Annotated in this window: 4 protein-coding genes; 1 reads left to right on the forward strand and 3 read right to left on the reverse strand. The window is 71.0% G+C overall.

What is annotated here, in order from left to right:
* Positions 1 to 267: 267 nt before the first annotated feature.
* The 3 genes from ACGFRF_RS38715 to ACGFRF_RS38725 form a co-directional block, all read right to left on the reverse strand.
* Positions 268 to 1,782, reverse strand: a complete 1,515-nt coding sequence (locus ACGFRF_RS38715; protein ID WP_393748327.1) for a hypothetical protein — start codon at positions 1,780 to 1,782, stop codon at positions 268 to 270.
* Positions 1,763 to 1,978, reverse strand: a complete 216-nt coding sequence (locus ACGFRF_RS38720) for a hypothetical protein (protein ID WP_393748329.1) — start codon at positions 1,976 to 1,978, stop codon at positions 1,763 to 1,765. The genes ACGFRF_RS38715 and ACGFRF_RS38720 overlap by 20 nt, the downstream gene beginning before the upstream one ends.
* Before the next feature lie 132 nt (positions 1,979 to 2,110).
* Positions 2,111 to 7,054 (reverse strand): NAD-glutamate dehydrogenase, encoded by a 4,944-nt coding sequence (locus ACGFRF_RS38725; protein WP_393748331.1) that lies wholly within the window; start codon positions 7,052 to 7,054, stop codon positions 2,111 to 2,113.
* A 542-nt stretch (positions 7,055 to 7,596) separates the two neighbouring features.
* Between ACGFRF_RS38725 and ACGFRF_RS38730 the strand changes: the two genes are divergently transcribed.
* Positions 7,597 to 8,163, forward strand: coding sequence for a DJ-1/PfpI family protein (locus ACGFRF_RS38730; RefSeq protein ID WP_393748333.1), 567 nt, complete (start codon positions 7,597 to 7,599; stop codon positions 8,161 to 8,163).
* The last annotated feature ends 382 nt before the right edge of the window (positions 8,164 to 8,545 follow it).

The following is an 8,545-nucleotide window of genomic DNA, read 5'->3' on the forward strand; positions in this document are numbered from 1 at the left end:
GGGCCGGGGCTCGTAGCGCCGTCGCCCGGAAGGCCCATGCCCGTCTGCGGGCGCGCGGCAGGCTGGTCGCGCAGTTCCCCGCGCCCCTGGGGGTTGCAGCACGGCCGGCTGTGTAGTCCCGCGGCAGCCACGCACAGGCGCACCGCCCCGGCGACACCCACCCGGCAGCGGCCTTCACGCCGCCCTGGATGCCGCTGGGGCGCACGGGTGGGCGCAGCGGCACCCTGGGCGGCGCCGGTGAGCGGCGCCGGGCCGCTCAGCCGTGGCTCAGGGCACCACTCGGTACAGGACCTGTCCGCCAGGGCCGGCGGTCACCTTCCGCAGCCCGGGCCCGGCCAAGCTCCTCGGCCCCACGACCCACCGCACCGCGTACGACCGCACGATCCCCCGCCGCTGCGCCGCAGACGTCCCCGCGTCGAAGTACCGCGTCACCGCCGCCTCCCGCCGCGCGGCGTCCCGCAGGAACACGTCCGGATACCCGGGCGCCACGGTGTACGGCCCGTACGCCGGAATCTGCCGGGCGGGAAACGTACGCGCCATCACCACGTCCCCGTACCCCACCCCCGCCCTCATGATCCACTGGTAACCCACCCACGGCGTCCGGTACTTCGCCGCCACGGCCCCGGGCAACGCATCCCGTCCCGTCACATACCCGAGCGTCCCGGCCTGCGTCCACGCCCCCACCGCCAGCGCGGCGCCCAGCACGCACGCCCATCCCACCCGTACCGCCCGCCGCCCGGCCGACACGGCCTCCAGCGCGGCCGCCAGCTGGGCCGGGATCAGCGCCGCGGGCAGCGCCCGACCCCACGCATAGTGGCCGGTCAGCCCGCCCGCGGCGAACACCAGCGCGCCGAGCAGGAAGAAGAGGACCAGGGGGTCCCAGTGGTCCCGGCGCCGGCGCAGCACCAGCGCCACGACCCCGAGCAGCACCAGCCCGAACCGCTCGGCCAGGTGCTGGTACAGCGACCGGTGGATCGCCTCCAGGTCCGCCCCCGCGGAGAACAGCGCGAAGAAGTCGTAGTACGGCCACAGCCACAGCACCACCACCCCCAGGGCCGCCGCGGCGCCGAGCCGCGGCAGCATCGCCCGGCCCGGTCGCGCCGCGACCACCATGGCCAGCGCGCCCAGGGACGCCACGACCCCCGTGAACTGGTGGCACAGCAGGATCAGCGCCCACAGCGCACCGAGCCCCAGCCAGGTCAACCATACGGCCGCCCCGCGCACCGCCCCCGTCAGCCACGCCCAGAAGTGGAAGGTGAGCCCGAGCGCGAACACACTCGGATACGACATCGTCAGCGCGAGGGAGTTCAGGCCCAGGAAGCCGCTCCAGTTGAACAGCAGCGGGCCCCAGAGGAGGACCAGGCTCAGCAGGGCCAGGGCGGGGGCCGCCCGGTGCGTGCTCAGCGTCCGGACGTACCGCCACACCCCGGTGACCAGCAGCCCGAGTCCGACGAGCGCGGCCATGCGCAGCACCACGAACACCGACAGACCGGTCAGCTTGGCCAGGCAGCCGAGCACCAGCATCCACGGCGAGTAGTACGGGCTCTGCGTGTCGGCGTCGACCAGCGGGTTGCCGGGGTGCAGCAGGCTGTGCCGCAGCCGCTGCACGGTGGCCGCGTGCATGCCGAGGTCGCCCGCCCACGGCAGCCGGACGACGACCAGGAGCAGCAGTACCAGGACGAGCGCGGCGGCGGCCTGCGGCAGCGACCGGCCGGCCCGCCTGGTGCCGTGCGCCGGCGCCGTGCGGCTCACCGGCTCGAGGTCAGAGGGCGCGGCGTGCATCCTGCTGGAACACCCTGGTGCGGTAGGACAGGAGGGAGAAGGCCGAGGCGAGCACGATCGACAGTGCCTCCCCGAACAGGCCGCTTTCCATCAGGACACCGATGCCACTGAAGACGGCGAACAGGGCGATCTGGTTGCGGCTGCGCGAGGCCCGGTCGCGACAGGCGAGATGGCGCTCGGTCAGGATCACTGTCACACCGCAGACCCTATCCGAAACGCACCGATCAGCAGGAAAAGGTAAATTCGCCGCACCGTTTCGACCAGGAGCAGGCAAGAAAGAAGGCGCCCCGGGCCACTGTGTGCCCGGGGCGCCTTCCGCGCCGTACGGCTACGAGTGCGTGCGCAGCAGCGTCCGCATCGTGCGCATCGCCACCGACAGGTTGGCGAGGTCGAAGGAGTCCGAACCGCGGATCTCGTCCAGGGTGGTGCGCGCCCGGCCCAGGATCGCGCTGTTCTTCTGCTCCCACGCCTCGAAGCGCTGCTCGGGCGTCGAGGTGCCGTTGCCGGCCGCGAAGACGTCCGCGGTGAGCGCCGCGTGCGCCGCGTACAGGTCCTCGCGGATGGAGGCGCGGGCCATGGACTGCCAGCGGTCGGCGCGGGGCAGCTCGATGATGCGGTCCATCAGCTGGGTGATGTTCAGCCGGTCGGCGAGGTCGTAGTAGATCTCGGCGACGTCCAGCGGCTCCTTGCCCATGCGATCGGCCACCGAGACGATGTCCAGCGCCGGGAAGGCGGAGGAGAACCCGGCCACGCGGGTGGCCAGCTCATCCGGGACACCGGCCGCGACCAGCTCGTCGTACACGTGCTGGTACCACTCGAGGTCCGCACCCCGCAGCAGCTTCGGCAGCTGCTGCCAGACCTGCTCGACCCGGTCGGCGAAGAACTCGACCGTCTCGGCGAGCTGCAGCGGCTGCGGCCGGTTGTTGAGCAGCCAGCGGGTGCCGCGCTCGACCAGGCGGCGCGAGTGCAGCCGGATGCGGGTCTGGACGGCGGCGTCGACCCGGTTGTCCAGGGCCTCCACCGCGTCCCACACCGGCGCCGAGCAGAAGATGGCGCGAGCCGCGGTCTGGGCGCGGACGATCTCCTCCAGCGAGGCACCGGTCTCCTCGCGCAGGCGGTGCAGATACGTCGTACCGCCCGTGTTGACCGTGTCGTTGACCAGCACGGTCGTGGTGATCTCGCGGCGCAGCGGGTGGTTGTCGATGGCGTCCGCGAACCGCTCGCGCAGCGCCGACGGGAAGTAGGCGTGCAGCAGGGTGCGCAGGTACGGGTCGTCCGGCAGCGAGGTGTGCAGCAGCTCCTCGGCGACCGTGATCTTCGTGTACGCCAGCACGACGGCCGTCTCCGGACTGGTCAGGCCATGGCCCTGGGCGAGGCGCTCACGGATCTGGCGGTCGGTCGGCAGGAACTCCAGTGCCCGGTCCAGGTGGCCCTCGCGCACCAGGTGGCGGACGAACCGCTGCTGGGCGTGGAGCATGTCCTTGGCCTGGAACAGGGCGTTGGCGAGGGCGGTGTTCTGCGCGTAGTTGTTGCGCAGGACCAGGGCGCCGACCTCGTCGGTCATCTCGGCGAGCAGCTTGTTGCGCTGCTTGACGGTCATGTCGCCCTCGGTGACCAGGCCGTTCAGCAGGATCTTGATGTTCACCTCGTGGTCGGAGGTGTCCACGCCGGCGCTGTTGTCGATCGCGTCGGTGTTGATCTTGCCGCCCTGCGTGGCGAACTCGATGCGGCCGAGCTGGGTCAGGCCCAGGTTGCCGCCCTCGCCGACGACCTTGACGCGCAGGTCGGCACCGTCGACGCGGATGGCGTCGTTGGCCTTGTCGCCGACGTCGGCGTTCGACTCCGACGACGACTTCACGTACGTGCCGATACCGCCGTTCCACAGCAGGTCCACCGGCGCCTTGAGGATCGACTTCATCAGGTCGGCCGGAGTCATCTTGGAGACCTTCTCCTCGATGCCCAGGGCCTCACGGATGTGCGCGTTCAGCGTGATCGACTTGGCGCTGCGCGGGAAGATCCCGCCGCCCGCCGACAGCAGCTCGGTGTTGTAGTCGGCCCAGCTGGAGCGGGGCAGCTCGAACAGGCGGCGGCGCTCGGCGTACGAGGTGGCCGCGTCCGGGTTCGGGTCGATGAAGATGTGCCGGTGGTCGAAGGCGGCGACCAGGCGGATGCGCTCGGAGAGCAGCATGCCGTTGCCGAACACGTCTCCTGACATGTCACCGATGCCGACGACCGTGAAGTCCTCGCTCTGCGTGTCCACGCCCAGCTCACGGAAGTGCCGCTTCACGGACTCCCAGGCACCGCGCGCGGTGATGCCCATGCCCTTGTGGTCGTAGCCGGCCGAGCCGCCGGAGGCGAAGGCGTCACCGAGCCAGAAGTTGTAGTTCTCGGCGACCCCGTTGGCGATGTCCGAGAACGTCGCCGTGCCCTTGTCGGCCGCGACCACCAGGTAGGTGTCGTCGCCGTCGTGCCGGACGACGCCCTGCGGCGGCACGACCTCGCCGGCGACCATGTTGTCGGTGATGTCGAGCAGCGCCGAGATGAACGTCTTGTAGCTGGCGATGCCCTCGGCCAGCCAGGCGTCGCGGTCCACGCTCGGGTCCGGCAGCTGCTTGGCGACGAAGCCGCCCTTGGCGCCGACGGGCACGATGACCGTGTTCTTCACCATCTGCGCCTTCACCAGGCCCAGGATCTCCGTGCGGAAGTCCTCACGCCGGTCGGACCAGCGCAGGCCTCCTCGGGCGACCTTGCCGAAGCGCAGGTGCACGCCCTCGACGCGCGGGGAGTACACCCAGATCTCGTACGCCGGGCGCGGCGCGGGCAGGTCCGGGATGGCCTGCGGGTCGAACTTCATGGAGACGTAGTCGTGCGGCTTGCCGCCGACCGCCTCCTGGAAGAAGTTCGTGCGCAGGGTCGCCTTGATCACGGTCAGGAAGGAGCGCAGGATGCGGTCCTCGTCCAGGCTCGCCACCTGCTCCAGGGCCGCGTCCAGCTCCTCCAGCAGGGCGTCGGTGATCTCCAGCCCCGCCTTCTGCCGCTCGGGCGACATCCGCGCCTCGAACAGGGAGACGAGGAGCCGGGTGGTGTGGACGTTGTTGCGGAGGGTGTCCTCCATGTAGTCCTGGGAGAAGGTCGAGCCGGCCTGCCGCAGGTACTTGGCGTAGGCGCGCAGCACCATGGCCTGGCGCCAGTTCAGCCCGGCGCTCAGCACCAGGGCGTTGAACCCGTCGTTCTCCGCCTGGCCGGTCCAGGTCGCCGCGAACGCCTCCTGGAACCGCTCACGAGCGTCGTCGCCCAGGTAGTCGCCGTTGCCGCCGCCCGGCGACTTCGGCATGCGCAGACCGAAGTCGTAGATCCAGGCCGTGGTGCGGTCCGCGCAGCGCAGCTCGTACGGCCGCTCGTCGGTGACCTCGACGCCCAGGCGGCTCAGTACCGGCAGCACCTTCGAGAGGGAGACGGTGCCGCCCTTCTGGTAGATCTTGAAGCGGCGCTCGTCGGGGGCGGCGCCCACCGGCTCGTACAGGCTCAGCGAGAAGGTCTTGTCCGCGCCGAGCTGCTCCAGGTGGACGAGGTCGGAGACCGCGGCACGCGGGGAGTGGTCGGCCTTGTAGCCCTCGGGGAAGGCGTGGCTGTAGCGGCGCAGCACCTCGGCCGCGCGCTCCTCGCCGCACTCGGCGGTCAGCGCCTCCGCGAACGCGTCCGCCCAGGACCGGGCCGCCTCCACCAGGCGCGCCTCGATGCGCTCCTTGTCGGCGTCCGACAGCTCGGGCAGCTCGGTGCCCGGCGGGACCCGGACGACGAAGTGCAGCCGGGAGAGGATCGACTCGGTGTTCCAGGCGGTGAAGTCGACGCTGATGCCGCCGAGTTCCTCCTTGAGGATGTCGATGATCCGGAGCCGGACGCCGGTGGTGTAGCGGTCGCGCGGGAGGTAGACGAGGGCCGAGTAGTAGCGGCCGTACTCGTCCTGGCGCAGGTACAGCCGCAGCCGACGGCGCTCCTGGAGGTAGAGCACGCTCGTCGCGATGGACTGCAGTTCGGCGGCCGGGGTCTGGAACAGCTCGTCGCGCGGGTAGGTCTCCAGGATCTGGAGCAGGTCGCGGCCGTCGTGGCTGTGGGGCGAGAACCCGGCGCGCTCCAGGACCTCGTCGACCTTGCGGCGGATGACCGGGACGCGGCGGATGGACTCGGTGTAGGCGGCGGAGGAGAACAGCCCGAGGAAGCGGCGCTCGCCGACGACGTTGCCGTCCGCGTCGAACTTCTTGACGCCGATGTAGTCCAGGTACGACGGCCGGTGCACGGTGGCCCGGCTGTTGGCCTTGGTCAGCACCAGCAGCTTGTGCTCGCGGGCCTTGGCCCGGGCGTCGGCCGGGAGCCGCTCGAAGGAGGGGCTGACCGGATGCTGGTCGTCCTCGGCGTGGTGCGGGTCCGAACGCAGTATGCCGAGACCGGTGCCGGGCACGGCGGCGAGCGTGTCGTCGTCGCGCAGCTGGTACTCGCGGTAGCCGAGGAAGGTGAAGTGGTCGGCGGCCAGCCAGCGCAGCAGCTCACGGGCCTCCCCGACCTCGGGCTTCACCAGGTCGCCGGGGGCGGGCTCGCTCTCCAGGCCGTCGGCGATCCGGATCGCCGTGTCCCGCATCTTCTCCCAGTCCTCGACGGCCTCGCGGACGTCGGACAGGACGCGCAGCAGATCGACGGTGATCTGCTTCAGGTCGGCGCGGTCGGTCTCCCGGTCGATCTCGACGTGGATCCAGGACTCGATGTGCGTGTCGTGCGGGAGGTCCCCGGTGGGCGGGACCGGCAGGACCTCGATCAGCTTGCCGGTGAGATCGCGCCGGACGACGAACTGCGGGTGGATGACGACGTGGATGCCGCGGCCCTGCCGTGTCAGCTCATTGGTGACCGAGTCCACCAGGAAGGGCATGTCGTCGGTGACGACCTCCACGACGGTGTGGCTGCAGGTCCACCCGTTCTCCTCCACGGTCGGGGTGTGCACCCGGACGTTCGCGGTGCCCTGGGGGCGGGTCTCGGCGAGGCGGTGGTGCGAGACCGCGGCGCCGAAGACGTCGACCGGGTCGCGGTCGGCGAGGTCTTCCGGGGCGGTGTGCAGGTAGTAGCGCTGGAGGAACGCGAGCACGTCTTCGCTGTCCGGGGTGCCGGGAGTGCCCTCGCTCGTCGTCCCGGTCGGTAGGTGCCCCCCGACCGGGCTGTTCTCAGCTACCCGGGCGGCCCTCTCGAGCAGCTCGGCCTTGGCTTCGTCCAGCTTGGTCTGCATTGTCCTCTGGCTCCTGTCGCGCGCCGTTGCGTGACGTAGAAGGAAGTACGGTCTCTCCCCCTCCGGCGTAACGCCACGGCCCGGGGTGTCCGGTCCCTTCAGACGCTATGCCGCGAGGTGAGATGAGCGGGGGGAAATCGGCCATTCTCGACACGCCCGTCGGGTGTGAGGCTGCTCTCGGTGCAGCCGTGTCCGGGGGTGTACTCGGCGTCCTGGAGGCGTCCATGCCCCCGTCCCGCCCGCGAGGACCAGCGACCGCCGCCCGGTCACGGAGGTGCTCCGTGCAACCCGGGCGCAGGGCAGGAGCAGGAGAGCCCCCGCGAGATATCGCGCTGATCACGCCACAAGGCTATCGCTCCTCACCCCGGGCCCGTCATGAGCCGTATGTGTACAAAACCGAGGGGGGAACTTTGACGTTCTGCACAGCGCCGCGGCGGGCGCGGCTGACGTATCCGGTCCCCTCCGCCGGCACCGGTCCACTTGGCAAGCGCGCCCCGGGGAGGCACGGTGCCCATAACAGTGCTTGCCCGGGAGGAGCCGACATGCCCGCGAAGATCCTCATCGTCACCGGAGACGCAGCGGAGTCCCTGGAAGTCCTCTACCCCTACCAGCGCCTGCGCGAGGAGGGATACGAGGTCCATATCGCGGCCCCCACCCGCAAGACCCTCCGCTTCGTCGTGCACGACTTCGAACCCGGTTACGACACCTACACCGAGAAACCCGGCTACACCTGGCCCGCCGACCTCGCCTTCGCCGAGGTCGAGCCCGGCGAGTACGCCGCCGTCGTCATCCCGGGCGGCCGGGCCCCCGAGTATCTGCGCAACGACCCCGAGCTCCGCAAGATCCTCAAGGCGTTCTTCGACTCCGACAAGCCGGTCGCCCAGATCTGCCACGGCCCCCTGCTCACCGCCGCGATCGACAGCCTGCGCGGCCGCCGGGTCACGGCCTACCCCGCCCTGGAACTCGACATGCAGGCGGCCGGAGCGGGCTTCCAGGACACCGAGGCGGTCGTCGACGGCACCCTGGTCTCCTCCCGCGCCTGGCCGGACCACCCGGCCTGGATGCGAGAGTTCCTCAAGGTGCTGCGCTCAAAGGCACCGGCCGACTGAGCCCCGCAGCCGGGGAAGACCGCCTCCGCCGTAGCCGCGGTCAGCCGAGCCGCTGAGACGGCGCCCAACCGGCGGCGGCTGATTGCGCGTGGCTGCGGGCACTCGCCCCGCCGGAACGGCACCCACCTGCCAGCGGCTGGATCTGTGTGACTGCGGGCTCGCCCCGCCGGAACGGCGCCCAACCGGCAGCGGCTGAACCTACGTCGCTGCGGGCAGTCGTGCCGCTGGAACGGCGCCCACCTGGCAGCGGCTGGACGTTTACGGCTACGGGCGTCACAGCGCCGGAACGGCGCCCAACCGGCAGCGGCTGAACCTACGTCGCTGCGGGCAGTCGTGCCGCTGGAACGGCGCCCACCTGGCAGCGGCTGGACGTTTACGGACG

It is taken from the genome of Streptomyces sp. NPDC048521, assembly GCF_043199855.1.
Taxonomy (GTDB): domain Bacteria; phylum Actinomycetota; class Actinomycetes; order Streptomycetales; family Streptomycetaceae; genus Streptomyces.

What these genes read in the sequence shown, in the direction of transcription:
- ACGFRF_RS38715 (WP_393748327.1), bottom strand. Translation starts at nt 1,782, where the DNA reads ATGCACGCCGCGCCCTCTGACCTCGAGCCGGTGAGCCGCACGGCGCCG.
- ACGFRF_RS38725 (WP_393748331.1), bottom strand. Translation starts at nt 7,054, where the DNA reads ATGCAGACCAAGCTGGACGAAGCCAAGGCCGAGCTGCTCGAGAGGGCC.
- ACGFRF_RS38730 (WP_393748333.1), top strand. Translation starts at nt 7,597, where the DNA reads ATGCCCGCGAAGATCCTCATCGTCACCGGAGACGCAGCGGAGTCCCTG.